Source organism: Ruminiclostridium cellobioparum DSM 1351 = ATCC 15832 (assembly GCF_000621505.1).
Taxonomy (GTDB): Bacteria; Bacillota; Clostridia; order Acetivibrionales; family DSM-1351; genus Ruminiclostridium; species Ruminiclostridium cellobioparum.
On sequence record NZ_JHYD01000032.1, the window covers coordinates 65824 to 91112 of the forward strand.

The following is a 25289-nucleotide window of genomic DNA, read 5'->3' on the forward strand; positions in this document are numbered from 1 at the left end:
AGATAATTCAGTATAGCACTATAAATTACACCCGTCAAAAGTCCGCTTCTTTGTCATCTATTAATATAAAACCCCCAAAAATGAACCAAGCTTCAACGCTGCCTGGTTCATTTTTGGGGGTTTGAGTAACTATGAGAAATATACATATAGTCAGTTATTCCAGATCATCGTCCGTGCTAAAGACCTGCTTCAACAGTTCAAGCTGTGACAGCAGAAGAGTTTCCGATTTGGTTTTAAACAAATGCAGTCTCTTTTTCATTTCTTCATATTCAAAACGGATCTTTATTACTTCCTGATTTGCATCATTGATAATCTTTTGGGCCTTTAATTCAGCCTCTTTTACAATATTTTCGGCTTTGGAGTAGGAATTTTTCTTTATTTCCTCACCTGTCTGCTGTGCTACGATCAATGTGTTCTGCAAGGACTCTTCTATATTTTTGTAGTGCTGTATTCCTTCGTTTAAAACAGAAATTCTGTCTTTGAGTTCAATGTTTTCCTTTATGTATAGTTCGTAGTCCTGTATAATGCTGTCCAGAACTTCATTAACCTGATCTTCCTTATAGCCCATGAAGTTCTTCTTAAACTTGATATTATCAAGATCATTTGGAGTATAGTTCATAATAAGCCAACCTTTCCAAGGAATTAAAAGTTCCTTGATATAATATCCTTATTCAAAACGTTTGATAATTATATTAATGCGATCCTTTTTAGTAGTTCCGCCAACCTTGTCCAATAAAATCCTTCCCTTGCCCCGAATGGAAATTACATCGCCTTCCGACAGCTGCTTCGACGGGTTTGAAACCGGCTCCCAGTTTACATTTACCCTCTGGGCTTTAAAATACTCCATAACCTTGGTCCTGGACATGCCAAAACCGCTTGCAGTCACAGAATCAGCTCTTACAGACGCAACTGTGGTATTGATTATTTTTTCCTTCCTTTCGGGAGGGGTGTACCGGTAGACCTGCTGAAGTTCGCATTCAACCCTTGTATTACCAATTTTGTCCAGATTGTATGAAATATATTCCGCAATTTTATCAATTAAAAATACATCACCATAGTTCTCGTAGACAAGTATATCCCCTACCTTTTCCCTCTTTATCCCAAGGCCCAGGATCGAACCGAGATAATCCCTGTGAGACAAGTCCTTATCAATAACAGGTGTTATCCTCAGATAGCTTATGGGAGCATTGTCCAGAGCTTCCTCTTCATCAATGAAGTCAGAGCTCATAGCGGCCATAACCCGCTCCGCCCCTTCAAAACCACCCGTAAAGGTATAAAAAATCCCGTCGACCTTGTCCAATACACGTTTGACAATAACCGCCTCATGGGGAGAAAGAAAATCCGAATACACAAAAGAGGAATAACGGCATTGTTCTGCCTTATCCAGAAGACGCGAAACCATTACCCTATCCTCAATCCCGGAAACCATTTTTAATAATTCGTTTTTATTCATATATAGCGTCAAAAATAAAACATATTAAACAAAATATAAATTACTCTTCTCAGCACACCTATAAGTATAAATGCAACTATGGGCGAAAAATCAATCATGGAAAGCATGGAATTGTTCATTAGCCTGGATTGATTCAACATTTTTCTTATTGGTGCAAGCACCGGTTCGGTAATTGTGTACAACAAATCAACTGCCTTGTTATATCTCGATACCGGCAGCCATGAGATAAGCACTCTGGCAATGAGTGCAAACTCAAATATTTTCAATACCCAATCTATAGCATATAAAACTGCATCCATCAAAATTCCTCCGAAATAAGAAAACCTTATTATCAGCCCCAAATATCACCAGTCAATGTTCTCCTATTTAGCCCATGGAAATACTGTTTTATTTCTGAGTTCTTCCTTCAAGTCTCCGCTGACATCCACATTGTTTGGAGCTATAACAAATATATCACAGGATACCTTCTGTATGCTTCCGTCAAGAGCATAGATAGAACCGCTTAAGAAGTCAATTATCCTCTGGGCATCTGCTTTTTCTATGCCTTCCAGATTAATAACCACAGGCTTCTTGCTCTTCAGGTGGTCGCAGATATCCTGAGCATCATCAAATGTATCCGGCTGAGAAACAACCATCTTAAACTGATTTGCAGAATGAATATTTACTACTTTGCCTGACTGCTGCTGCTTTTTGGAATTGTTGAAGAAGTGCGTTTGAATAGGTTCGCTTTTAATATCGTCCCTATAGTCGGTATCGCGAAGATCTAAGTCTTCATCCTCTTCCTCGTCAATTGCTTCCCATCCGACGAAATTAAAAACTTTGTTTAGAAGTTTTGACATTTCAAATACCTCCTGCGTCTTTAGTAATTTATTTAATCTTTTCGCTTGTAAAATTTACTTCTTTGTATAATCCCTCTTTCCAAATATACCGGTACCGATCCTGACAATGTTTGCCCCCTCTTCAATGGCTATCTCAAAATCGTTGCTCATACCCATGGAAAGATAATCCATATTAACATTATCTATATTTTTATGCTTTATGTCAATATATATATTATAAAGATTCCTAAATACAGGCCTTATGACCTGTGGGTCCTGAGTAAATGGGGCTATGGTCATAAGTCCTCTGAGAGAAATATTTTCCATCCGGGAAATTATACCTACGTATTCATCTACATCACCAGGACTTATTCCAAATTTTGTATCCTCTCCCGAAACATTGACCTGCAAAAGAATATCGATCTTCCTCCCATGCTTTGCAGCCCTTGAGTTAATCTCTTTGGCAAGCTCCATGCTGTCCACGGAATGTATCATTTCAACCTTATCGATTATATATTTGACTTTATTGGTCTGGAGATGCCCAATCAAATGCCATTTACAGTCTGAAGGAAGCCTGTCATATTTTTCGGTCAATTCCTGCACTCTGTTCTCACCCATATCAAGAATACCGTATTCATATACATTTTTGATCCTGTCTGCCTCAACAGTTTTGGTAACGGCTATCACCCTGATGTCTTCCACTGAGCGGCCGCTCTTTTCGGCTGCCGCTCCCACCCTTTTAAAAATATTATCCAGATTGCTTTTAATCTCTGTATCAATCAACTGTCTGTCCCTCCTGTATATTCTTAGGATTTAGGATATATGTATTATACAAGGCGATGGTATTTGTATTTTCGCCCTCTAAATTGTCGATAATGACTGCACTCTCATTCATACCTACGATCCTCACCTTTTTTATGGCAGCCGTATGACCCTTGACAACGGTGATCAGCGCAGTTTTGTTTTTGGTATCAATGTTCTGCAAAGAACTGTAGGGTACTTTCAAACCCGTATAGCTGGATAATATTATATCTGCGTTTACCCTTCTCAAACCCACTGTCTCATTTAAGCCCGCATCAAATTTAAAGGCTATGATTCTTTTTCCGTCTATAAGGTCAGAGCTGTAAACTATCTTTGCTTCGATATTCAAACCCGTATCATTGATCCTGAGGGTGACGGTTTTATCAAGCTGCAGGGATTTGCAGTATTTTTCATCAACAGCCGTCACCATGTAGCTGTCCAGATCCTTGACCAGCTTTGCAACAGGTTTCCCCTTGGCCGCATCAATGACATTGAAATCCCTGTTGGTTTCCCTGGTTGTTATTTTCTCAAGCTCCTTCGGTGTAATATTCCTGATGGTCTCCGGAGTGAGTATGGATTCATAGCCGTCTATGGCATAGGATATCAATCCTGAACTCTTTGTCCGTATTTCTTTGATATTGTTGTTCAATTTGCCCTGTATAGCGGCTTTTTCATTCTTAAGCTTGTTTATATACGCCGCCGACTTGCTGCTGTCACCAAAAATATCAGACTTCCTGTAAACGATCCTGTCTATGCTGGAAAGACTGTTGTAGCTTTCAACAAGGCTGCCGCGGATGGATTGCTGGGCAAGATTTTTAACCTCTTCAATTATTTCCGAATCCAGTTTTTTTATGTCACTGGAAAACATATTTATATTTTCCTTCTGTGCCTTTTGTGCCCGCTCAATCTCCATTTCCTTGGTTTTTAGCTCCTCATAGGTGGATACCGGAACATTTTTGACTACAGAAGCTATTCTGTAAAAGGCAGGGACCTTCTCCCCGTCTACCGCATCCATTACACAATTGCCTGTTTCGGGCGACAAAATGAGTTCTTCATTTCTTATGAAAACTCCGTCTATATTCTGTGTGTCCTCTATCTTGCCTATTTTGAGTATGTCAGTTTCGACACCGTTTCCATATATGATAAATAACAGCGCCGGAAGGTATATTAACAGAAATACACCTGCTATGAGGGTTCCTATTCTGACACTCTGCTTTTTAAAAACACTCATGTACAACTCCATTTCCGCAGCGGCTATTTGTCCCTGCTATTGAACAATTTCTGCAGCGCTATGATATTTCCAAGCTTTACATGCTCATATACCAGACCGCCCTGCATATACGCTATATACGGACTCTTTATGGGCGCATCGGCGCTGAGCTCTATGGAGGAGCCCTGAACAAAGGCTCCTGCCGCCATTATCACCGGGGAATCATAGCCGGGCATCTCCCAGGGCTGGGGTGTTACATAGGAATCCACCGGTGAACCCTTCTGGATACCCTGGCAGAATGCTATGAGGCTTTGTTCGTTATCGAATTTTACAGCTTGGATTATGTCACTTCTTTTTGCATCGACTGAAGGCAGTGTTTCAAAGCCGGCACGTTCCATAAGGGCAGCACAGAACACCGCTCCCTTCAAGCTTTCGGCTACAACATGAGGTGCCATGAACAGGCCCTGGAACATCAGTCTGTTATTGCCCAGTGAAGCCCCTACTTCTTTTCCCAGTCCCGGAGATGTCAGTCTAAAGGCAGCCTGCTCCACCAGCTCTTTTCTGCCTGCAATATAGCCCCCTGTCAAAGCCAGTCCGCCTCCCGGATTTTTTATAAGGGAGCCTGCTATTATATCTGCCCCCGCCTCAATCGGTTCAACCTCTTCTACAAATTCCCCGTAGCAGTTGTCAACCATGACAATTATTGAACTGTTTATGGACTTGACAGTGCTTATAACACTTTTTATGTCTTCAATGCACAATGCATCTCTCCAGGAATACCCTCTTGAGCGCTGGAGCATTGCCATTTTTGTTGAAGGCGTGACAACCCTGCGTATTTGTTCCAAATCAGGTTTCCCGTCAGGCCTTAATTCCACCTGTCTGTAATTGACTCCGAATTCCTTCAGAGAACCGCAGTTCTCACCTCTGATCCCTATTACTTCCTCCAATGTATCATAGGGCTTGCCGGTAACGGCCACCAGCTGGTCTCCCGGTCTGAGATTGCCAAAAAGACACAGTGCCAGAGCCTGTGTACCTGAGACTATCTGATGTCTGACCAGTGCATCTTCCGCACAAAAAATATTTGCATACACACTGTCGAGAACTTCCCTTCCCCTGTCATCATAACCGTAGCCGGTAGTTCCGTTGAAATGTGAATCGCTGAGTTTGTTGTCCTGCATTGCCTTGATTACTTTTAACTGGTTTATCTGTTTGGTATTCTCTATTCTTTCAAAAACCTTCTGAGCGTCCTTTTCGGCCTGCTCAGCCAGTTCAATCACCCTGTCCTCAATTTCAAAGTACTGTTTCAAATATTCCCTTATTTTAAAATCCATCAACCATTCCTCTTTCGTATAAGTATAAATAAAAATTAGCTTTTTAATAGAATTATATACCATTTTGAAGCCGCTAGCTAGTGTCTGTAACATCTAAAACGTATATTGCCGGCGTAGAAAATTTTTGCAGCTAAGGCGGAGGATAAATGCAATAATTAAGAGATAATAAATATTTAATTGTAATTGAACAAAATTTTATTCAAATTGGAAGTCGACTTATGTGCTATTCAAATTCTGCAATTTTTATGCTTTTTAAAATACCTAAAATCTGCCCCTTGTTTTTTTGAAATGAAGTTTCACTCATTTTTATTATTGCACCGTTGAATGCATCTCCAAGAACAAGATAAATCTTTATATTTTCTTGTGATTTCTGGTATAGAATTTTCCCTTTGACTCCGGCAGTTGTGGTAAAGTTTTCACTTGTAAAACCGTCTGTCAGGAGGCCGATGTGACCAAACTGATGATAAACATAGATGAGATCATTTTTATTGCTTTCAACATATATGGAAATACCACGCTGGGGATCACCATCCGGCAAATCAGGTGATGATTTGCCATCAATGGAAACTTCCCACTCTGCAGGATAATCTACACTTAATTTAAATTCATCATTACTGTATGCTTTGGGATTTTCTATTGTATATTTGCTTATATCTGCAAATAACTTTGATTCGGTTTTTTCCAGTGTAACTTCATCTCCGGTGGAAGTTGAAGTTATTTGATTCCCATGTGTGCCATAAGGTTCATTCGAGTTATTTTCATTTATTGTACTGCACCCCGGCAGCAGAATTAAAATTGACAGAACCAATACAACCAGTTTAAAGCTTGCCAACCACTTCATAAAATAGTACCTCCACTTATTTTCTTAATTCCATTATATACAATAAAAATTAAAATGCCTTCGTAAAGAGCAATAAAAAACTTTTTATGTTTACGAAGGCATTTATAATTACCTATTTTTTAGCGAAAGGCATATATTTCCTATTTGCCAATTGATCATAAGTCCAATATGTAATATCACAATAAGGATCCGTTTGCTCAAAACACTGAACTTTTGAATCCGTGGTAAAATTGACTGCGATCACAAAAACATGGCCTCCAGTGTTGTCTGAAGTTCGATATACAACAGCATCACCGGTCTGCAACAACTTATATGAATTTTTTAGTTCTGAAGCCGAGGGCGAAGTAGGAGTATCTGCATTATAACTGCCGACTTTTGGATAAGTACCTTTTTTTATGCCATTATAAAAACTTAAAGTGGTTTGTCTTGATATCCCCCATGAGAAACTTGTAAAACCGGAACAATCATTCCCATATCTTGGCATAATATTTGGAGAAGTAATTGAAGTATAAAAATCACTTTTTGACTGTGCAGATTTAAAGCCTGCTTCATCTACTTGGTTTGGTGTTTGTGAATATGGAATACCAATACAGGTCGTATCTTTCTCAAATGTATATAAGTCTTTCCATCCTGTTAAATCTTTAGCAGGTCTCCATATATACGCTATCATAGCCATAGCCTTATCACGAATTTCTTGTCTTTCAGAATTGGTTAAGCTAAGAGTTCCAAGCATGTCATCATTGCTTTTCCTACTTTTAAAAATTTCATTTAAAGCCTTTTCTTCTTTAATAAGGTCTATCTCTTTTAAAATTTCAACATCAATATATTTTTCAAACCCTTCGTATGATACTTTGATCCTTGTTTTCCCTTTACCTTTTGCTAATATCCTGCCCTCAAATGCAACAGCAATATTTTGATTATCAGTCTCCCATTTTGCATCATAGTTAACATTCATTACTGTATTGTCATCCAATGTTGCATAACAATCAACAAATTCAGAATATCCGTTACTTTCAATAACCACATTACTTGCTGAAGTTTCCAAACCTACACATACTTTTTCTGTTCCAATGAATAAATCCGGTTTAACAGCAGGATCATCATTTTCAGCATAAATACCAAAAACCGATATGCTGAAACACAAAACAATTAAAATACATAAAAAACTTTTAAATCTTTTCATAAAAATACCTCCAAAATTTATAGTTTCATGGGATAAGATAACAAGTACCTGACTTTCCTCCTTCTTATTAGTTCTCTCTTCACAAATATCCCATAGAGGTATATAATGAATATACCTTTTCTCTGTAAAGAGGTTGGTGAAAGCTTTCGATCAAGAATACCGACCAAGTAAGAATTGATCGAAAGCTTCCTTTAAACTACAGATAATATTACAGAATACATTATCTTCCAGTTTATGTTTATTGTAACACCGCTTGGAATATATTTCAATTAATTACAATATTATTTATTTTGTGATTTTTTTCGTTTTATCATTTCGAGCCTGCCAATATGTTTATCATATTTTTCCGTAATTTACTTTACAAAATAAGAATATTCAAAGTTGAGCTAATTATTTAATGCCTGTATAATAGCTGTAGAAGTTTTATTATGGCTGCTCAACCATGGAGGAAATAATGATTTTAGAGCACAAAGCTGATATTTCCGATGCAGGCAGGCCCCTGAAATACATTCTGAAGGGCAGACTGCAAATATCCGAAAGGTTGGTTAAAAAACTAAAATTCCAAAATAAAATTTATGTAAACAGTGAAGCTGTTCACGTAAATTTTATTATAAAAGAAAACGATCAGATTAGAGTTGAACTCGAACTTGAAGAATACTGTGAGTATATTGAACCACAGGACATTCCCATAGATATAATTTACGAGGATAACTGTCTCCTGGTGCTGAACAAGCAGTCCGGAACCGTGGTTCACCCTACCAGCAGCCATCCCGATTCCACAATAGCAAACGGGATTGTTTATTATCTTAAGGGAAAAGGCATTTCCAAAAAAGTCAGACCTGTCAGCAGGCTGGACAGAGAAACCTCCGGCATTATTATCTTTGCAAAAAATCAGTTTGCACAGGAGGCACTTATCCGGCAGATGAAGGCAAAAATTTTTGAAAAGGAGTACCTGGGCATTGTCCAGGGTATACCACTTTCAAACGCAGGCACCATTGATCTGCCCATTGACAGAAAGCCCGGAAGCATTATGCTGAGACATGTTTCCGAGACGGGAGCACCTTCGGTAACACATTATGCGGTCATGGAGAGTTTCCCTTTGCATAATGCAGCTTTACTTAAATTTAAGTTGGAAACCGGAAGAACCCACCAGATCAGAGTCCACTGCCAGGCCATGGGTTTTCCCATATATGGAGATACACTTTATTCTGAAAATACAGGTTTATTAATTTCCCGCCAGGCTCTCCATTCCCATATTACCAAAATAGTTCATCCTGAAACCCATAAGGAAGTTATCTTCAATGCTGAACTGCCCCAGGACATGAAGGCAGTGCTGGAAATAATGCGAAATAGTCTGTAAATATTTTACATCAACCTCCTGATATGCTACTATCTTCATATGAAATAGATTTGCGCCGGGTTAAAATACCGGTTCTACAAATGAAAAAGGATTTGTCAGGAGGAATTTTATATGGATATTTTAAAGGATCGGTATTCTATAACAGAGTTAAGCGAATGTTTAAATATAACTGATCATGCTTTAAGATTTTATGAAAAGGAGTTCGGGCTGAAAATCCCCAAGGACAGCAGAGGCAGGAGATTTTATACCACCGAGCTGGCGAATGTCATGTACCAGATCAAGGATATGCGCGATCAGGGACTCGAACTTAAAGCCATAAGAAAAATACTGGAAGATGAGCATATCATAAAGGTCAATCCTCCGGGTACAGCTTTAAATTCATCAGTTCAGCTTAATGAGGCTCAGTTGCCCGCGATCATGGGCCATGCTGCTTCACAACTGAGCAGCACCGAGCTTACTGCAATTATCGATGCACTCAACAATATGAAGGAACAGGTTTTTAATAATATTTCTACAGAGCTTTTGTCAACCAGGGAACAGATATCAAAGGAGATACATAAATCGAAGCTTGAGCTGGGAGCATGTGTTGAAAACAGTTCAAGAAAACTTGAGATCAAACTTGACAGACACTTCCAGGAGGTCGACAGAAATATCACCAGCTGGAGAGAACGGAAAAGCACCTCTCTTGGGGGAAGGCTGAAGAAATTAATCGGAAAGGCGTAAATGGACCAGACTTATCTTCAAAAATATTGATATTTTCATGAATATACTCATTGCTAAATTTTGAGACTAACATAACTTTATACTCCTTTTTGTCATCCGGTAAAAAGGCGCTGCCTTTTTTATAAAGACAACGCCTTTTTGTTTTACACCTGATTAGATATGATCACGACACCAACTGCTTGGCGCTGAGCAATCGTTATTTCACAGACTTACTCTCATGTTTTCTGTATTAAATTTGCAGCACTTATTCAGTACAATGTGCAGCATAGAAAATATTTTATTTCAGCTTAAAGTGTATTTTGGATTTTTCAGCATCCTTCTCTCCTGATTTACGAAGCACTAAATAATTGGTATCATTCTTATATACCGGAATAATTGCTTTTCCTTCGGCAGAGTATGATTCCGTCATACCAACATCCAATCTCGCAGTCCCGGCCTTGCTTACCGCACTGCTCAGAGAGCCTTCAAAACCATAGTCTCTTGTTCCGATAATCCAACTTTTATCCGCTGTTTCCACTCCCCAGATATTAGGGGTCCAATATGTTGACAAACTGCTTTTCATGCCTGTATTATTTATCAATACTTTTGCATCTTTTACTTCCCATAGTATGTTAACCATAACATATTCAATCCGTGAATCATTTGAACTATTCTTAATTCCCAATGCAGCAATCTCATCCTTGGTAATTGGAGTAACTTTTTTTACGGTACAAGAATAAGTGCCGCTGATTTTATTATCTTTCTCTGTCAACTGAGAGGTTGATGACCAGGTAAACTTTTCATTTATAGGAACGGGCGAGCTTAAAGAACCATCGGCGCTTGTTGTTGAACCGCTTGTTTTGGATCCGCTTGAAGAATTGCCATCCTGCGTCGGTATGCCATCTTCACCCGCTGTACTTGTAACATTATATGTACCGTCACCTTTACTGTCATATTTGACCGCAGCACCAAGGTCTTCTGCAAATTCCTTTATTGGCACATATGTTTTCCCATTATAGACAATGGGATATAATATCTCCTTTTTGTCATTCTTCGGCTGGAATTTTGCATTATCGATATTGATAACAATCCCTTTATTAAGGAACGCCTTGATGGCGGTAACATTCGTTGCCGCAAATGCGCCAGAAGTAAAGGAAAGAAGCACCAGAACAGCTACAATCGATAAATATTTTTTCTTCATTTTTCGTCCTCCGTTTGTCATTTATTATTTGTAAATACGTTTTAATCACACACCAATGGAATATGACTGTATTGACTTAGAAAAAACCATTTTATCCATTTAATTCTAACATCATTGTCGAATTATGTAAATATTTTTTGTAAAATAATCCTTCTTTTACATATTCGACACAAGCGTGATCCACTGCATGAAGCATTGTAGAAATCTGTCGGATCTATTCAACTGTTTGCTCCATTTTGATACGGCACCGTATTGTGCCCGGTTAGTACACTAAAAGTATAAAAAACGCTATTGTTATAACTAAAATTAAAATCAGGATACTAAGTTATTTTTATATCTCAAATAACATCAAACTTTGACTCCATAGTGTAGAAATTATTTCTATAAAAAATATAAATAAGGCACAAAAACAGGGCTGCGCAGCTATTTTTAGCTAATGCGACAACCCCTTCTCAATTTATTTATATTCAACTTTATCCGTTTATCAGTCTTTTAAAGGAAAACCCTTTGCATCCTTGTTTATGGTACCTGCCAATATCAGTATACCTTCGATCAAACCCCATATATATATAAACGGTGAGAATATGAAGCATGATAGTAACGTTAGGAGCAGCTGTGCCAAGCCAAGTCCGATATATCCCAAATAGAATCTGTGAACTCCGAACATTCCGAGGAAAATTCCGAACAAACCTGCTGCAAGTTTGGATTTCTGCTGGCCATATGCGTTAAAATTAACCCCGCATTTCATACAGACCTGAGCCATTGAATCTGTTATATCACCGCACAACGGACAATAATTATTTCCCTTTCCAACAGGTACTCCGCACGCAACACATATCGCTGCCTGATCGTTCATAACGTTACCACAATTTCTACAATACATAATATTTACCTCCTGTTTTGATATTTATCGTTAAGTCATTCGTCTTTTCATACAACTTTCGAAAATGTATTACACCTAAGTATACGCTTAAGTACAAAGTATGTCTGAAATAAATTATCCTATATTAAAATTAGTAGAATTTTACATATAGTTCCTTTTATTTATACCTGATTAATATATATTAATTTTTTAAAAAAGTCTACTAAAAATGATGTATTTAGGCAGTTTACAGGTGTTCATCGCCAAAACTTCAAAAATATGGTGATTTTTGTATGGCGCTATGATAAAATTGGAATATATTGAATATTTATGTAAGGAGCAGATTAAATGAGGTTTGTCCAAAAGTGGTCATATGCTTGTGCAAAACATTTAGCGTATGTTTTGAATGAAAATCATAATAAGAGATCAGTTTACTATTATGGCTTTTATGTTTTATTTGGTACACTGGTAAAAGGTATTATATTGATTTCTGTATCTCTACTTCTAGGAATTTTTATTCCAGCCTTGGTGACTGTAGTAGTATTGGCCTCCTTAAGACTATTTGCAGGAGGGTATCACTTCGATACATACGGTAAATGTCTTTTTGTTTCAATGGCACTCACCATAATGACTGCTTTGATATCTCAATATACTCATATCTACTGGAGTATGGCAGCAGTTGCTATATTTTTGTTTATTGTATCTGCATTTAGCCTTCATATGCTGATAAAGTATGCTCCAAAAGATACACCAACCAAACCTATAACCGATCCTGCCGCTATTATTAAATTTAAGAGGCTTTCCATCGTATACCTTGGCATATTGCTGGTACTTTGCTGCATTCTGTTATTTTTTAACCTGAAAATGTATGTTATAGCAATATGTTTCGGAGTGCTGCTTGAGATATTTTCAATAACCCCCGCAGGGCATGGCTTTTTTAATTTCATTAAATCCGGATTAAATAACGTATAACTTTATCTTTTTAATTATAAATTTAAATCAGATTCGACTATGTCAGGGTTTTCCTGCCGACTACCGTAGGTGCTTTGTTATCCAATATTTTAATAAATATTGGTTCGCATTCAGGCTTTTTTCAGTTTTTAACCCCGCTTTTAATGTATGTTCTTATAATATTTAGAAATGATATTTTCGGAGATGTAAGTGCAATAAAGTGGATATTAAAAGCTTTTATCTTCTATATAATGGCTTTCTTTCTATTGGAATTACTGAATTCATATATTTGCCGTTTGTGTTATATGGAACCGGGTTGACGATGGATGATATCAGAAACAATTTATTAATATACTTTATGACCTCACTGCCTGCACGTTTTTTACAGCTTAGTTTAATTACATATCTGATAAGCCGGAAACGTACCCTGGTGAAGGGATGGTTAATAAAAGCCATACTTTCAAGTCCTGTAGTTGCAGTGATACTTTGCTTATTAGTACTTGCTAATATACTGTCTCTTCAAATGTTCGGCTCAGCTATTATATTGGACAAATTGCTTATATCTATACCTCGTACTTCACAAATATTCATAATTACAGGTGTCGCTTTATTTCCAATACTTAATATCTCAGGAATTCCATGGTAACCAAAGATAAAAAGCTTGCTTCGGAAAAACTAAATAAATTATTGAAAGATATAGAGTTGTATGCGGATCATTCAAATTTTGACAATGTTAGGTGGAAACTAAATGATATTGGCATGGGCATTGAGGATGTTGCGAAAAATCTTTATAAAGAACATGGAACACAATAAGCAAATAATTTTTTATTGGCAAAAGAGGTGATAGTAATGAAAATATTTCCGTTTTATTTACCGTTTCATTTCTTTATAATCATTGCTGCCTACCGTAGCAACCGGTCCTTGATGTCCATTGTCAACTTTAATATGGCTCATTTTTCAGGACTATAAAATTTCCTTGAATAAATACTAACCTGTAGAAAAAACTTTATATGTTTTGGTAATTATGATATTTGTATCCGTTTTATTTATTGTATTATTTATCGTTTGATTTCTTTATAATGAGTACTGCCCACTGCCGCAGTCCGTTCCTTGATATCCATTGCCAACCCCAGGTACGGTTCATTTGAGGGATCATGTATGAAGTCCCTTATCTCTTCGGGCAAATGCTTAAGATACGGTTCTCTTATGTCACTGTAACCTATCAGGTAATCCACAGATACGTTGAAATATTCCGCAAGCTGCTTCAGCTTTGATATTGACGGTTCCCTTTTGTTACTTACATAACCGTTGAAGGTGGGTATTTTTAAATTAAGCTGGATGGCAACTTCCTGCTGACCAATTGTTTTAACCTTTCACCAATCGTTATCTCCATAGGTTCATTTTCCTCACATTTATTCTGACATATTTCTTATAATATTATAACTATAAATTTGTTTATATGTCAATTAATTACTTTTTTCTCAAACTTCATAATGACTTTTTTCAACTATTTTTTTAAAATTTTTATTTGACAAATTGCGTTTTGCATTTTATAATAAATTTAATACCAATTTATTACATAATTCAACTATATTGGAAGTTTGCATTACGAACCATCGCACGAACACATTAGACAAAAAATGAGCTTTTTGACGTTTTATGAGAAAAAATGTTGGATAGGGGGTTTTAATATGCTGGTTGATGAAATAAATAACTTAAGAGAGGTTCTTAATGAACAGGTTGAAAACTGCAGTCTGGACAACGAGTCGCTTTTGGCTTTAAGTCAGGATCTGGATAAATTGATTGTTGAGTACTATAAAGATGTACTTATGGTATGAAATATCCGATTGATATGTCCCTTGAATTTCAACTATTATTGCATTGAAGTACTATATAGTATATAATTTTTATGGTATTTTCGATGACAGTAATAATGAGAGGATAGATATATTAATGAAACTAGGTATTGTAGGACTTCCGAATGTAGGTAAAAGCACACTGTTTAATGCCATAACAAAAGCCGGTGCAGAAAGTGCAAACTACCCTTTTTGTACTATTGAGCCCAATGTAGGCATTGTAGCAGTTCCTGATGAAAGACTTGACAAGCTGGCCGAAATGTATAATCCCGAAAAGATAACCCCTACGGTTATTGAATTTGTTGATATTGCCGGTCTGGTTAAAGGTGCCAGCAAAGGTGAAGGTCTTGGAAATAAGTTTCTTTCCCATATTAGAGAAGTAGATGCAATTGTTCACGTTGTAAGATGTTTTGAAGACGGAAATATTGTCCATGTAGACGGTTCCATCGGACCTAAGAGAGACGTGGAAACCATTAATCTTGAGCTGATTTTTGCAGATCTGGAAATGCTGGAGAGAAGAATCGACAGAACCAGGAAGAATCTCAAATCCGGTGATAAAAAGTTCCAGATAGAAATGGAACTGTATGAGTCAATCAAAGCTCACCTGGAAAGCGGAAAACCTGCCAGGTCAATGACCTTTGACAGTGAGCAGCAGCAAATAGTCGACCAGCTGTTCCTTATCACGCTGAAACCTGTTTTGTACGCGGGGAATGTATCGGAAAACGACCTCTCTTCCCTGGAAGCCAACAAGTTTTTAGCTGAGCTGAAGGAAATTGCCGCCGATGAAGGCTCAGAGGTAATGGTCATCTGTGCCAAGGTTGAGGAAGAAATCGCTCAGCTGGCTGATGAAGAAAAGGCCGATTTCCTCGAAGCAATGGGACTTGACGAATCCGGACTGGACAAACTGATAAAAGCCAGCTACAAAATTCTCGGCCTTATCAGCTACCTTACCGCAGGCCCGCAGGAAGTCAGAGCCTGGACCATAATTAAAGGCACAAAGGCTCCCCAGGCAGCAGGCAAAATACACAGCGATTTTGAAAGAGGCTTTATCAGAGCTGAGATTGTGGCATATAACGATCTTATGGCCTGCGGCACCTATAACGCCGCAAAGGAAAAGGGCCTGGTCAGATCAGAAGGCAAGGAATATGTTATGCAGGACGGCGATGTGACGCTGTTCAGGTTTAATGTGTAAGAACTTAAAAGTGATACATTTGATGATGATAATATAACGTTTTAACCCCCTTCATATCTTTAAATGGAGATATGAAGGGGGTTTTGTTTAAAATGGGTTTAAACTAAGACCTGGTCATAGCTATAACTTATTCTTGCCGTAATGTCTATAAAAACTTATTCCGCCAGGCATCAGACATGGTTTTTCTGTCTCCGGCTTCATCATAGGTACAGCTTACTCTATCACCTGTCTCCAATACCTTCCTTTCCAGCATTAGTCTCCTGTTGTCATAAGTATAAACAGTATTGTTGCTGTTTTAGTCGGTACTGCAAGCCGCATTTCCCATAAGGTCACACTTTTGGCTTAATCTTTATTATCAGGATTCACCACTGTTTTCAGGCTGTCGAAAACCGTATATCTATACGTGTCAGCTTGCCTCTTCCCTCTGTCATAGTATGCTTGCCGCCTTGCTTGTCATAGCATTATACCAAAAAAACAGCCTATATGAATTTATCATATAAGCTGCAATTTTAACCGTTACTACTACACCTTGCTTGCAATTACTTCTGTAACCTGCTCAACTTCGTTGTCAAGGAGAACTTCGTTAAGATCAATGATTGAGAACAACTTTTCATCCTTTTTCCCAACGCCCTTAATATATTTCTTATTGTTGACTTTGATTATTGCCTCTGACTTGTCAATTGAATTTTCATTCAGATTAATTATCTCAAGAACATTGTTTACCATAAAGCCAAACAGCTGTCCTTCTTTTTCGGTAATTATAATCTTTGTCTTTTTAGTAATTTCCGAATCGCCCAAATTAAACTTTTTATTTAAATCAACTACGGGAACTACTCTGCCTCTGAGATCATAAAGTCCTTTTATGTAATCGGGCATTTGTGGAATAAGTGATACTTCGCTGTATTTTTCTATTTTGAATACCATTGATGCCTCTATACTGCATAATTCATTGTTCAATGTAAATATAACAACTTGTATGTCAGCCATTCCCGACACCTCCCAAATTTTGTGTATCATATTTTTAATAATATCACACAATACACGCTTTTTAAAGGACATTATTTTTGATATAATAAATTCTGTGCCATTTTGAATAATAAATACAATAGTAATAATTCATATCCTCCATATTAAATGTAAAAAATGCTGCAAATAAAAAAGGTTTTAAATAATATAGATAGGACGGTCTTTATGGAAAAAAGCAGGATTGAAAGATTGAATGAGCTTGCTAAAAAAGCCAAAACTTCATCCCTTTCAGAAGCTGAACTTGCTGAAAGAGATGAACTTAGAAAAGAATATATTGCCGCCTTCAAGGCAAATCTGAAGGCAACGCTTGACAATACGGTAATCGTTGACAAAGACGGTAACAGAAGGAGTCTGAGAAAAGACAACTAGACATGTCAAAAGCCTCATTCAGAAAATTAAATATGCCCGGATTGAGAAAACAACGGCAGATGTTAACTGCTGCCGCGCGGTTTTTTCCGAATCGGACTTTCTGCCGGCACTGGTCGTTGACAAATTCTCGGATATTCTGGTTGTTCAGACTCTTGCACTTGGTATGGACAGATTTAAAAAGGAAATCGTCGATATCCTGGACGATATAATAAAACCCCGCGGCATATATGAGAGAAACGACGTTCCGGTCAGACAGCTGGAAGGTCTCGAAATACAGAAAGGTTTTCTTAAAGGCCCTTTTGATACACTTGTGGAAATGACCGAAAACGGCGTTAAGTTTCTTGTAGATGTTGAGAACGGTCAAAAGACAGGTTTTTTTCTGGATCAGAAGGAAAACCGTGCTGCCATTGCTCCATTCGTTAAAGGTGTCAAAGTTCTGGACTGTTTCACATATACAGGTTCCTTCGCGTTACATGCCGGCCTTTTTGGTGCGGACAGTGTTTTGGGTATTGATATTTCGGAACATGCGGTGAAGTGTGCCGCCAAAAACGCCGAAATAAACGGTCTGGACACCGTCGTGAAATTTCAGGCAGCAAACACCTTTGATATATTGCGCGAATTTTACGATAAGGGTGAAACCTTTGATACTATTGTGCTTGACCCTCCTGCCTTCACCAAAACCAAAAATGCGGTTCAGGGTGCTATCAGAGGTTACAAGGAAATAAATCTTCGCGCAATGAAGATAATTAAACGAGGAGGCTATCTCATTACGTGCTCCTGTTCACAGCATGTTGATTCTGAGCTGTTTATGGACATTTTGTATGACGCCGCCGACTCCAGGCGCAAGGTCAGGGTTGCAGAGTACAGGTCACAGGCCAAGGATCATCCTGTTTTACTGGCATCACCTGAGACCGGATATCTGAAGTGTGCGATTTTACAAGTAGTTTAAAGTAGTCTTGCGGTAAATTAAGTTTTTTAAACTTGATCTCTTTGGGCCTGCACACTGTGCACTGAATCCGAGGGGCCAGAGCCCAGGCATTTTATTTTTTTTGCTAAAATCGCCATATCCGGTATATAAAATGATTTAATGAAAAGAATAATAGCGGGTGATTACTATGCTGCTATTATTTATAACATTACTTGTGTTAATCAAATTAACTGAATTAACTTATAGGGTATTTTATAAAAGAAAAATAAATCAAATCTTAAAAGTTATAAATACTAAAGAGGATTTGCTATATCTAAACTTCAAGGATTATATGTCTGTCATCATGGAAGTTCTAAAACGTCTGGGATATAGGGTTAAACCCACTGCCGCTTGCGGAATAGACGGAAGCGGCCTTCTGTTGAACAATATTCAATTTACCGAGGTGTGGAAACATGGTCTTCAGCAGGTTATAGACGTTGAATTAGCCATGAATCTGTTCAAATGCATGAGTGATAACTCTATCTACAGAGGTATGCTTATAACTTTGGGTGATTTTAAATCATGTACAAAAGTATACTGCCACAAAAATGTAATTGAATGCATTAACGGTGATCAGCTTTTGGACATGTGCAAATCAGTTCAAAATGCCAAAATTGTTTTGGAACCTGCAAAATAGGAGCTCTCCCCAGGAAGTCTCTTCCTCAAAAAAATTTTTATTTACTCATGATCAATGTTGATTTTACAAATATTCCTGTATATAATTAAAATATCCAATAAAGTTTATATTTTGCTTTGCATAAATATGGCACTGGAACTTTATAATAATTAAAGACTGGTATTAATTATGGTAGATACTTATAGAATTCGGACCAATTCTTTTTTAGACAGCAAAGCAACAGATTCGTTAATGCAATTGGTTACCAACGAAAAAAAAGAAAGAATAAAAAGGTTTGTACATAGAGAAGATGCTCTCAGGTGCCTGTTGGGAGATCTACTTTCCCGTTACGCCCTTGGTAAAAGAACTGGGTTAAAAAACAGTGAACTTAAATTCATGGTAAATGAATATAATAAGCCATTATTAGTAGCCCCTGAGCATTTACATTTCAATGTATCCCATTCCGGCAACTGGGCCGTTTGTGCTGTAGCAGACAAGCTTGTCGGTATAGACGTTGAATATGTTAAAAATATAGACCTAAAAATTGCCGAAAGATTCTTCACAAATTATGAATATGACAGCCTGGTGAAACAGGATCCAAAAAATCGGATAAGATATTTTTACACACTATGGACATTAAAAGAAAGCTATATAAAAGCAGATGGAAGAGGCCTATCCTTACCTCTTGACTCTTTTTCTATTGAGATAAATAATGATTCAATCTCAGTCATTACCGATAACGAGTTAAAATCATGTTTCTTTGAAATGTATGAAATTGATAATTTCCACATCTCTTCAGTTTGCTCTTTGGACAGCAGTTTCAATACCACTCTAAAGGAAGTGACTTATTTTGATTTATTACAAACCTTAGCTTAATAATATTCAGATAAAAATGGACTACATCTATAATTTGTACAAATACAAAAAATAAATCTTTACTAACAGCAGTAGATGAAAAATATTAATCAATATTTTTCATCTACTTTTAAATTTTAAATATTTACTTTTATTTGTTAACTGTATATTATTTCACGCTCTCAGCAATAAATTTAATCAATTTATAATATCAATGACCATAAATCATCAATTGAATTTAAAAACCAGGTATCTGTCCCATTAAATACTTTTTAAACATGACCATATCAAGAGTATCAACAGACCCGCTTGAATCCACATCCGCCGCTTTTAATGCATCACCCGACAAAATGGCTTCATTTAGCAGATGTTTTTTAAGGAGCGCATAGTCCAAGGCATCAACCTGCCCGTCATTATTAATATCTCCCTTTTTAAATATCGGTGTGATAGGAACAGTTGCAAGATAATCCCTTACTGTAGTATGTCGGGAACTTACATGATTAACCAGATCATTCACAGCCTGGTTGAACTGGGTCTCGCCATACGACAGGAAGCTGTAATTGCTGCTTTCCCTTTCAGCTCCCACCACATAGGGTCTTACAAGTTCATGCAGCTGCCTTATTCTGGATGTTATAGCCGTCTGATTGAAGCAACCGCTCATTGCGTTCTGCATTTCGTTATGGTATATATTATTATAAACCGGATCATCCATTAAAAAGCGGATAAGAGGCCAATTATTGCCAATTTCCCTAAGCGAGAGACTTGCAGGTATTCCGGGCATTGGCATGCCAAACGGATTATTATTGAGTGACATGTTAAAGTCACATGGCAGGTAAATCATCCGGCCGCTATTAGACAGATCCTGGTATAAGTAATAGTTTTTCGTCACCCAGCCATATGTATCAACATTAACTGCAGCTGTATTTATAGCCAGCCACCGAAGGAACTTGTTTACATCAAAGACTGATTCAAGTCCGGCTCTCCAACTTGCTGCATTTGTTCTTGGTGCATTGAGCTTATTAACCAGTGCTTGAAGATCGCTCCAATCGTTTGCTTTTTCATTGGTTTTCTTTTCAAAGCCCTGTTGGTTAAATGTGGTCAAATCTGCACCTGCTCCCGTTTCCCCCTTATATAAATTACCTTTGGAATTAGGGAACTGTGTCTTTAGCATTTCATCCGCCGGGTCCTCTGTCATTGTATATAATCCCCAATATACCGGACCACTGCCCGTATCTATATATACTCTGCAAAAAGTGGATCTAGCCGCTGGTATACCTCCGTCCCGCAGCATGTCACTAAATACTTTATCCCTGACAAATGAAGGATCAAACCAGTTATTGCTAAATGCCAGTTCTTTAAATCCGTAAAATTTTTGATTTTTTATTTCAGGATATTGATCTTCAAATTTATCGAAATTCAAACGGAACGGAAACTTATGTTTTCCGCTCATTTTAGGTGTGAACAGTGTACTTTGCCCTTTGTACCTTATACCCACATTCCACCATGTAATATTGTTAAATTTTATAGTAGCAGGTACATAAACGGGGTTTTGAGTACTTGTCATGTTTAAATTGTTAAGGTCTGTTTCCATTGTCCTGTAATTTTCAGGACTGATAGTTATATCCATACGCTGAACTTTATTATCCGGGAATACCACAGTATAGTTTCCGTCTACATCACCATGAGTCTCTTTAGTCCACCCGTCCGGATGTTGAACTTCAGCTGCAAACACACTGACCTGTCCCGATGAAACAACTAAAGCCACTGCTAGAATAATAATAGATACTCTTATCATATTAGATAATTTACACATAATTTTCATTCCTTTCGTTTTTAGGATATACACGCAATAAAAAATCATCTTTAAGATATATACTTAAATATCATTCTCAGGATTGGCTAACAAAAACTCATCATAAAATGTATTGCAAATACGATGACAATAATTTTATTACATATAAAATCTATTACTTGATTAACTGACCAGGCACAATTCTGATTTTTACCACCTCCACTTTATTACTTTCTCTTGACTTACCCTATGGAAAAGAAATACTTACTGCTACTTTTCCGACCACCACCTCCAAATATATTTTTCCGTATACGTATATATTTTCTGCACTACTTTGTAAATAAAAGATATGTATTGCACTAAATTGTATATTTATACCGTTAGTTTGATTATATTGTACCATTATTTTACATATAATTCAATATTTGTAATTATTTAGAGCTTTATTTGAAAATAATACCCTCTATTGACAATGTTATTGCTGGAGACAAAATAACCGGATGTCATAAAATTCTAACATCCGGTTATAAAAGAAAATTTCCACTAATTTTTTAGATAAGCCCTATCCGCTATGACAATGTTATTATAATTTTCTACCATAAACTATATTGCTATTCTCCATAAACATCAAACTCACAATGACCAGCCCAGCCTCCGTCAGGCAATCCATTGTAAACTATCTTTACATATCTGGCCTTTTCACTGAAGCTATCCTCCCTTATACGTGCACTGCTTGTTTGTCCTGTCTGATTCACTGCCAGTCTCCAGTTTTGTCCGTCATCTGAGACCTGAATAACATATAGGTAATTGCCTTCCTCTTCAAACACCACCCTGCTGCCAGTTATTGCATATATCTCACCAAGGTCAACCTGCCACCAGTGACCTGCATGTGCATCATTGGCACACCATCTACTGTATATATTACCGTCGTTTCCTTTTAAAGCGGAATAACCTGTTGATTTTTCACTGTCTGAAACAGCAGGTTTCTTCAGCGCCAGATTATGTCGCAGATCTGTATTAATTTTTTTGTCTGTATTAAACAGAGAGCTTATTTGCTCAACAGTAAGTTCCTGTGAAGGTTCAAAACATGAGCTTCCCATATATTTCAATATACTTTGTCTTAGCTGCCTGGCAGCAGGGCGCTTTTCAAGTTCACTTTCAATATCCATCGAACAAACCAGCAGTTTCCCATTGCCTGCCTTTGCTTCAAAGAGGTTTGATATCTTGTGATTATTAAAGAAATTCGGTATAACCTGTATTATTGGTTCATATCCTTCAGGCATGCTATCGAGGCAAACAGATACAGAGTTTTCTAATAAATCCTTCCATTGATAACTGGAATAGAAATCCGTAGGAAAATCGTTAAAAACAGCATGAGAATTGTCACAATATATACCACACGGATCTTTGCTTGTAAAATGTACCGGGCTCCAAAATACAGGAAAAAATTTACCTGGATAAACTGTATTAAGAAGTGATGCTTCAGGACACAAAAGCACATTTCCGCCATGTTTCAGTTTTTCCTTAACCTCTTCAGTAATGGTATTGGCAAATAATATATCACTCTCTTTTATTTTATCTGCATCTATATATTCCTGTACAGGGTATACCCATATATCCCATGAATTTGTTACGTTGGCATCTTGTATACCTGCAACTATTGTAAGCTTGGAAGCTTTTTTCACACTGTTAAGGCTTATGCCGCGGATAGAATATACTTTGATCCCATTTCCAACGGGTATTGAAACTCCGCCTGTTTTATCCGAAAACAGTTCTTTACCCTGTTCATCTTTGATACTCCAATAAATTGTTGAATACTTAATATCATCACTGCCAAAATGCGCAAACTCCAAATCTGCCTCGAAGGTTTCATCGTTCAGGTATATACGTTTATGCATTCGAAGGAGTGGAACTGTTGGGCTGCAAAACTGTCTAAATTTCTCGGGCTCAACTAATCCCTTTGATTCCCAGAAACTGTCCAGTATACCCACAGTGGCAGTACTTTGTCCTGGAAAATCATGAATATCTAAAAGTTGAAATCCCGCAAATCCATTAGTCCGAAGGGCAGCTTCAATTTCATCCTTGTAAAGCTGTAGTGCCAGCATTCCTGAACCTCTCATGAAGTTTTCAGAATATTTAAGCATATTCATATTTTCCAGATCATTGTAAATTGCCTCCAGGTTAATCGGTCTAAGCACTCCCTTATATTTGGATATCTCATTCATGTTAGGGTAAACGCAATATTGTCCAACTTCATGGGATACAATTGGTATATTTCTTAATGCAGCCCCGTTTTCATAGTCCAGTTCAGTAGTTTCCGCCATTTTATCAAGATAATATTGTCCCCTTATTCCAACCGTATCTACAGATTGTGCTACAAAAAAATCATCAGCTTCATCCGCTGCTCTGTCCCAATTTGATGTAAGGGTATAAACAAATCTGCCATCTTCTTCTTTAAGCATGGAAATAATGTCATGCAGAAGATTAAAATCTCCATTTAGTTCATTACCATTGCTGAACATACAAAAGGAAGGATGATTACCGTAGGTGCTGATAATTCTTCTCGCTTCAGCTGGCAGATATGAATAATGCTCCGGGTAGCATCCTATGGTATAATTGGTCCACGTATCCATCCATACCGGTCCTTCTATCTGCAAGTATATTCCAATTTCATCTGCTGCTTTGAATGCAGCTTCAGGCGGACACCACGAGTGAAATCTTATATGGTTAAGTCCATATTCCTTAACTGTCTTAAATATTTTGTGCCAATCCTCTGCCTCCATAGGCGGATAGCCTGTTAACGGGTAAATACAGCAATCCAATGTTCCTCTGAGAAATGTTTTTCTGCCATTTACAGTAAACTGTGTACCTGAGGCTTTGAACTCTTTCATTCCGAAAACTACATTTTTTCTGTCCGAAATAATCTGTTGTCCTCCTGCACCTGAAAGCAATAATTCCATTTCATAAAGATTGGGTGAAAATTCATCCCATAAAAGCAAATGTTCTCCCATTTGGTATTCAAATTGCAAAATACCAGCATCTTTATTATTTATTTTAAATATTGCCGGTTCAATCCTATGAGTGTTATTATCACAAATACTTTTTACGTTGACTGTAAGAGTATATTCTAAATCTAAGTTTGTATAATTTTCTATTTTAGTTTTAAAAAAAACCTTTCTATTGATAAGATCAGGGTAAATCTGAACATCACTTAAAAAAACCTTATCAGTAGCATATATGTTCATTCTTCCCACGATACCATTCCATATGGTCTGTGTTTCGTCTGTATATGCACTTGGATGCGGTCCTATTTTATGGATATCTCTATTATCAATCATTATAGTCAGATTATGCTCTCTCCCCGGAATTACATAATCAGAAATATCATAAACATGTGGGGTTGACAGGCTATCCTGCTGGCCAACTTCATTTCCATCAATCCATAATATAGATTGATACATCACTCTTTCAAGAAAAATTACTATCCTTTTTTCATTCCACTCAAGCGGGATTTTGATTGATCTTTGATACCACACAGCCCCAACATACCTGTATTTCTGTCTTAGACATTTAACTGTTTCCTTTGCCAGGACAGGTTCCATTTTCAGCGGTTCACCCTGCTTATTTTCATTTGTTGTCCCGGGCAGGCAAAAACCTTTATTGTCCAGTTCACCCATATACCATTTACTTTTGAAACCTGTATCCTCGGGATCAAGTTGAAAATTCCATTGTCCTGCCAGGTCAATTAAATATGTATTTTCTTCATAATTATTACTCACAATTAATACCTCCTCACTAAAAATAACGATATCCTCAAAAGTATCCCCTAAGAATAACTGAATGAAGCAATAACACTCCATTCAGTTATTCTTAGGCTACTTTTTATTAATACATATCACAGCA

25 protein-coding genes and 1 pseudogene are annotated in these 25289 nt (G+C 37.3%); 10 read left to right on the forward strand and 16 right to left on the reverse strand.

Features of this window, described 5'->3' with window-relative positions:
- Nucleotides 1-154: 154 nt before the first annotated feature.
- The 9 genes from T344_RS0113025 to T344_RS0113065 form a co-directional block, all read right to left on the reverse strand.
- Complete coding sequence (locus T344_RS0113025) at nucleotides 155-619, reverse strand: DivIVA domain-containing protein (RefSeq protein WP_027629081.1); 465 nt, start codon at nucleotides 617-619, stop codon at nucleotides 155-157.
- A gap of 48 nt (nucleotides 620-667) precedes the next feature.
- Nucleotides 668-1453 carry a YlmH family RNA-binding protein gene (locus T344_RS0113030; protein ID WP_027629082.1) on the reverse strand — a complete coding sequence of 262 codons (786 nt, stop codon included), beginning with the start codon at nucleotides 1451-1453 and terminating at the stop codon, nucleotides 668-670.
- A gap of 8 nt (nucleotides 1454-1461) precedes the next feature.
- Entirely contained in the window at nucleotides 1462-1752 is a 291-nt protein-coding gene (locus T344_RS0113035; RefSeq protein ID WP_027629083.1) for a YggT family protein, read from the reverse strand.
- Nucleotides 1753-1815: 63 nt separating this feature from the next.
- Complete coding sequence (locus T344_RS0113040; protein WP_027629084.1) at nucleotides 1816-2292, reverse strand: cell division protein SepF; 477 nt, start codon at nucleotides 2290-2292, stop codon at nucleotides 1816-1818.
- Between the two features lie 54 nt (nucleotides 2293-2346).
- The gene (locus T344_RS0113045; RefSeq protein WP_027629085.1) at nucleotides 2347-3054 is read right to left on the reverse strand and encodes a YggS family pyridoxal phosphate-dependent enzyme; all 708 of its coding nucleotides are present in this window, start codon (nucleotides 3052-3054) and stop codon (nucleotides 2347-2349) included.
- A complete protein-coding gene (locus T344_RS0113050; protein WP_027629086.1) occupies nucleotides 3047-4303 on the reverse strand; it encodes a biotin/lipoyl attachment domain-containing protein in 1257 nt (418 codons plus the stop codon). Before T344_RS0113050 ends, T344_RS0113045 begins: the two co-directional genes overlap by 8 nt.
- Nucleotides 4304-4326: 23 nt before the next feature.
- Nucleotides 4327-5613 (reverse strand): methionine gamma-lyase family protein, encoded by a 1287-nt coding sequence (locus T344_RS0113055; protein WP_027629087.1) that lies wholly within the window; start codon nucleotides 5611-5613, stop codon nucleotides 4327-4329.
- Between the two features lie 223 nt (nucleotides 5614-5836).
- Nucleotides 5837-6454 carry a hypothetical protein gene (locus T344_RS0113060; protein ID WP_027629088.1) on the reverse strand — a complete coding sequence of 206 codons (618 nt, stop codon included), beginning with the start codon at nucleotides 6452-6454 and terminating at the stop codon, nucleotides 5837-5839.
- A gap of 112 nt (nucleotides 6455-6566) precedes the next feature.
- A complete protein-coding gene (locus T344_RS0113065) occupies nucleotides 6567-7637 on the reverse strand; it encodes a hypothetical protein (protein ID WP_027629089.1) in 1071 nt (356 codons plus the stop codon).
- Nucleotides 7638-8091: 454 nt separating this feature from the next.
- On the opposite strand from T344_RS0113065, the gene T344_RS0113070 reads away from it, so the two are divergent.
- Both T344_RS0113070 and T344_RS0113075 read left to right on the forward strand, forming a co-directional pair.
- The gene (locus T344_RS0113070) at nucleotides 8092-8997 is read left to right on the forward strand and encodes an RluA family pseudouridine synthase (RefSeq protein WP_027629090.1); all 906 of its coding nucleotides are present in this window, start codon (nucleotides 8092-8094) and stop codon (nucleotides 8995-8997) included.
- Between the two features lie 111 nt (nucleotides 8998-9108).
- The gene (locus tag T344_RS0113075) at nucleotides 9109-9720 is read left to right on the forward strand and encodes a MerR family transcriptional regulator (protein WP_027629091.1); all 612 of its coding nucleotides are present in this window, start codon (nucleotides 9109-9111) and stop codon (nucleotides 9718-9720) included.
- Between the two features lie 277 nt (nucleotides 9721-9997).
- On the opposite strand, the gene T344_RS29750 is transcribed toward T344_RS0113075, so the two are convergent.
- Nucleotides 9998-10900: a stalk domain-containing protein gene (locus T344_RS29750; RefSeq protein ID WP_051571849.1), complete on the reverse strand. Its 903-nt coding sequence runs from the start codon at nucleotides 10898-10900 to the stop codon at nucleotides 9998-10000.
- Nucleotides 10901-11384: 484 nt separating this feature from the next.
- On the reverse strand, nucleotides 11385-11783 hold the full coding sequence (locus tag T344_RS0113085; RefSeq protein ID WP_004630730.1) for a TM2 domain-containing protein: 399 nt from the start codon (nucleotides 11781-11783) through the stop codon (nucleotides 11385-11387).
- A gap of 327 nt (nucleotides 11784-12110) precedes the next feature.
- Here T344_RS0113085 and T344_RS0113090 point away from each other — a divergent pair, with 327 nt between their 5' ends.
- Entirely contained in the window at nucleotides 12111-12734 is a 624-nt protein-coding gene (locus tag T344_RS0113090; protein ID WP_027629092.1) for an accessory gene regulator ArgB-like protein, read from the forward strand.
- 618 nt (nucleotides 12735-13352) lie between these two features.
- Nucleotides 13353-13526, forward strand: a complete 174-nt coding sequence (locus T344_RS31015) for a hypothetical protein (RefSeq protein ID WP_154669446.1) — start codon at nucleotides 13353-13355, stop codon at nucleotides 13524-13526.
- 245 nt (nucleotides 13527-13771) lie between these two features.
- Here the strand turns inward: T344_RS31015 and T344_RS31560 are convergent, their stop codons facing one another.
- On the reverse strand, nucleotides 13772-13948 hold the full coding sequence (locus T344_RS31560) for a hypothetical protein (protein WP_242842076.1): 177 nt from the start codon (nucleotides 13946-13948) through the stop codon (nucleotides 13772-13774).
- A pseudogene (locus tag T344_RS31745) lies at nucleotides 13949-14074 on the reverse strand (helix-turn-helix domain-containing protein); the annotation flags it as partial.
- Between the two features lie 330 nt (nucleotides 14075-14404).
- Here T344_RS31745 and T344_RS30360 point away from each other — a divergent pair.
- Together T344_RS30360 and ychF are read left to right on the forward strand one after the other, a co-directional pair.
- A complete protein-coding gene (locus T344_RS30360) occupies nucleotides 14405-14551 on the forward strand; it encodes an aspartyl-phosphate phosphatase Spo0E family protein (protein WP_004630722.1) in 147 nt (48 codons plus the stop codon).
- A gap of 115 nt (nucleotides 14552-14666) precedes the next feature.
- Nucleotides 14667-15761: a redox-regulated ATPase YchF gene (gene ychF / locus T344_RS0113110; RefSeq protein WP_027629094.1), complete on the forward strand. Its 1095-nt coding sequence runs from the start codon at nucleotides 14667-14669 to the stop codon at nucleotides 15759-15761.
- Nucleotides 15762-16283: 522 nt separating this feature from the next.
- On the opposite strand, the gene T344_RS0113120 is transcribed toward ychF, so the two are convergent.
- A complete protein-coding gene (locus T344_RS0113120; protein ID WP_027629095.1) occupies nucleotides 16284-16748 on the reverse strand; it encodes a chemotaxis protein CheW in 465 nt (154 codons plus the stop codon).
- A gap of 204 nt (nucleotides 16749-16952) precedes the next feature.
- Here T344_RS0113120 and T344_RS0113125 point away from each other — a divergent pair, with 204 nt between their 5' ends.
- The 4 genes from T344_RS0113125 (at nucleotide 16953) to T344_RS0113140 (ending at nucleotide 19615) form a co-directional block, all read left to right on the forward strand.
- Nucleotides 16953-17156, forward strand: a complete 204-nt coding sequence (locus T344_RS0113125; protein WP_027629096.1) for a DUF896 domain-containing protein — start codon at nucleotides 16953-16955, stop codon at nucleotides 17154-17156.
- Nucleotides 17157-17319: 163 nt separating this feature from the next.
- Entirely contained in the window at nucleotides 17320-18105 is a 786-nt protein-coding gene (locus tag T344_RS28220) for a class I SAM-dependent rRNA methyltransferase (RefSeq protein WP_242842077.1), read from the forward strand.
- A gap of 166 nt (nucleotides 18106-18271) precedes the next feature.
- Nucleotides 18272-18760 carry a restriction endonuclease gene (locus T344_RS0113135; RefSeq protein WP_027629097.1) on the forward strand — a complete coding sequence of 163 codons (489 nt, stop codon included), beginning with the start codon at nucleotides 18272-18274 and terminating at the stop codon, nucleotides 18758-18760.
- Between the two features lie 168 nt (nucleotides 18761-18928).
- Complete coding sequence (locus T344_RS0113140; protein WP_027629098.1) at nucleotides 18929-19615, forward strand: 4'-phosphopantetheinyl transferase family protein; 687 nt, start codon at nucleotides 18929-18931, stop codon at nucleotides 19613-19615.
- A 217-nt stretch (nucleotides 19616-19832) separates the two neighbouring features.
- Here the strand turns inward: T344_RS0113140 and T344_RS0113145 are convergent, their stop codons facing one another.
- Together T344_RS0113145 and T344_RS0113150 are read right to left on the reverse strand one after the other, a co-directional pair.
- Nucleotides 19833-21407: a CotH kinase family protein gene (locus tag T344_RS0113145; protein ID WP_027629099.1), complete on the reverse strand. Its 1575-nt coding sequence runs from the start codon at nucleotides 21405-21407 to the stop codon at nucleotides 19833-19835.
- Between the two features lie 590 nt (nucleotides 21408-21997).
- A complete protein-coding gene (locus T344_RS0113150) occupies nucleotides 21998-25165 on the reverse strand; it encodes a galactose-binding domain-containing protein (RefSeq protein ID WP_027629100.1) in 3168 nt (1055 codons plus the stop codon).
- Nucleotides 25166-25289: the final 124 nt, after the last annotated feature.

Excerpts from the sequence above, each read along its gene's own strand:
- T344_RS0113025 (WP_027629081.1), bottom strand. The coding sequence starts at position 619 with ATGAACTATACTCCAAATGATCTTGATAATATCAAGTTTAAGAAGAAC.
- T344_RS0113030 (WP_027629082.1), bottom strand. The coding sequence starts at position 1,453 with ATGAATAAAAACGAATTATTAAAAATGGTTTCCGGGATTGAGGATAGG.
- T344_RS0113035 (WP_027629083.1), bottom strand. The coding sequence starts at position 1,752 with ATGGATGCAGTTTTATATGCTATAGATTGGGTATTGAAAATATTTGAG.
- T344_RS0113040 (WP_027629084.1), bottom strand. The coding sequence starts at position 2,292 with ATGTCAAAACTTCTAAACAAAGTTTTTAATTTCGTCGGATGGGAAGCA.
- T344_RS0113050 (WP_027629086.1), bottom strand. The coding sequence starts at position 4,303 with ATGAGTGTTTTTAAAAAGCAGAGTGTCAGAATAGGAACCCTCATAGCA.
- T344_RS0113055 (WP_027629087.1), bottom strand. The coding sequence starts at position 5,613 with ATGGATTTTAAAATAAGGGAATATTTGAAACAGTACTTTGAAATTGAG.
- T344_RS0113060 (WP_027629088.1), bottom strand. The coding sequence starts at position 6,454 with ATGAAGTGGTTGGCAAGCTTTAAACTGGTTGTATTGGTTCTGTCAATT.
- T344_RS0113065 (WP_027629089.1), bottom strand. The coding sequence starts at position 7,637 with ATGAAAAGATTTAAAAGTTTTTTATGTATTTTAATTGTTTTGTGTTTC.
- T344_RS0113070 (WP_027629090.1), top strand. The coding sequence starts at position 8,092 with ATGATTTTAGAGCACAAAGCTGATATTTCCGATGCAGGCAGGCCCCTG.
- T344_RS0113075 (WP_027629091.1), top strand. The coding sequence starts at position 9,109 with ATGGATATTTTAAAGGATCGGTATTCTATAACAGAGTTAAGCGAATGT.
- T344_RS29750 (WP_051571849.1), bottom strand. The coding sequence starts at position 10,900 with ATGAAGAAAAAATATTTATCGATTGTAGCTGTTCTGGTGCTTCTTTCC.
- T344_RS0113085 (WP_004630730.1), bottom strand. The coding sequence starts at position 11,783 with ATGTATTGTAGAAATTGTGGTAACGTTATGAACGATCAGGCAGCGATA.
- T344_RS0113090 (WP_027629092.1), top strand. The coding sequence starts at position 12,111 with ATGAGGTTTGTCCAAAAGTGGTCATATGCTTGTGCAAAACATTTAGCG.
- T344_RS31015 (WP_154669446.1), top strand. The coding sequence starts at position 13,353 with ATGGTAACCAAAGATAAAAAGCTTGCTTCGGAAAAACTAAATAAATTA.
- T344_RS30360 (WP_004630722.1), top strand. The coding sequence starts at position 14,405 with ATGCTGGTTGATGAAATAAATAACTTAAGAGAGGTTCTTAATGAACAG.
- ychF (WP_027629094.1), top strand. The coding sequence starts at position 14,667 with ATGAAACTAGGTATTGTAGGACTTCCGAATGTAGGTAAAAGCACACTG.
- T344_RS0113120 (WP_027629095.1), bottom strand. The coding sequence starts at position 16,748 with ATGGCTGACATACAAGTTGTTATATTTACATTGAACAATGAATTATGC.
- T344_RS0113125 (WP_027629096.1), top strand. The coding sequence starts at position 16,953 with ATGGAAAAAAGCAGGATTGAAAGATTGAATGAGCTTGCTAAAAAAGCC.
- T344_RS28220 (WP_242842077.1), top strand. The coding sequence starts at position 17,320 with ATGGACAGATTTAAAAAGGAAATCGTCGATATCCTGGACGATATAATA.
- T344_RS0113135 (WP_027629097.1), top strand. The coding sequence starts at position 18,272 with ATGCTGCTATTATTTATAACATTACTTGTGTTAATCAAATTAACTGAA.
- T344_RS0113140 (WP_027629098.1), top strand. The coding sequence starts at position 18,929 with ATGGTAGATACTTATAGAATTCGGACCAATTCTTTTTTAGACAGCAAA.
- T344_RS0113145 (WP_027629099.1), bottom strand. The coding sequence starts at position 21,407 with ATGTGTAAATTATCTAATATGATAAGAGTATCTATTATTATTCTAGCA.